The organism is Priestia sp. SIMBA_032, assembly GCF_046535215.1.
Lineage (GTDB): Bacteria > Bacillota > Bacilli > Bacillales > Bacillaceae_H > Priestia > Priestia aryabhattai.
Genome location: NZ_JAWRXD010000228.1, coordinates 1 through 367, shown reverse-complemented (window position 1 = coordinate 367; position 367 = coordinate 1). Strand labels below are relative to the sequence as shown.

Below are 367 nucleotides of genomic sequence, written 5' to 3'. Positions count from 1 at the left end.
CCCCTCTCAGTACTACTGCGGCAGCGGCGCCTCTGCGATGACGGGATGGGATGCGCTCTCCGTGACGGGCGCAGACGCGGCCGCGTACGCGAGCTTCACCATCACTCTCCGGGATCAGAACGACGACATCATCCCCGGATTCGACGGCATCACCGTGGACGCCGGAGCGAGAGCGTCCCTGACATCGGTGCCGGTCACCGTCACGTCGATGACGGCGACGGTGGTCCTCACCGGGGTGAGCGATTCCTCTGCGATCGCCCGGGGCCGGATCAGAATCGACTGGGCCGGGGCTCCCGTTCAGATGTGCTTCCAGACGACGGCGCCGCCCGCGTGCGATGCTGTGACACTCTCCAACTCCGCAGTCGCC

At 67.3% G+C, this 367-nt stretch carries 1 protein-coding gene; it reads left to right on the top strand.

Features of this window, described 5'->3' with window-relative positions:
• Positions 1 to 37 precede the first annotated feature (37 nt).
• On the top strand, positions 38 to 367 hold a 330-nt coding region (locus tag SB717_RS34120; RefSeq protein ID WP_410907256.1), incomplete at its 3' end, for a hypothetical protein.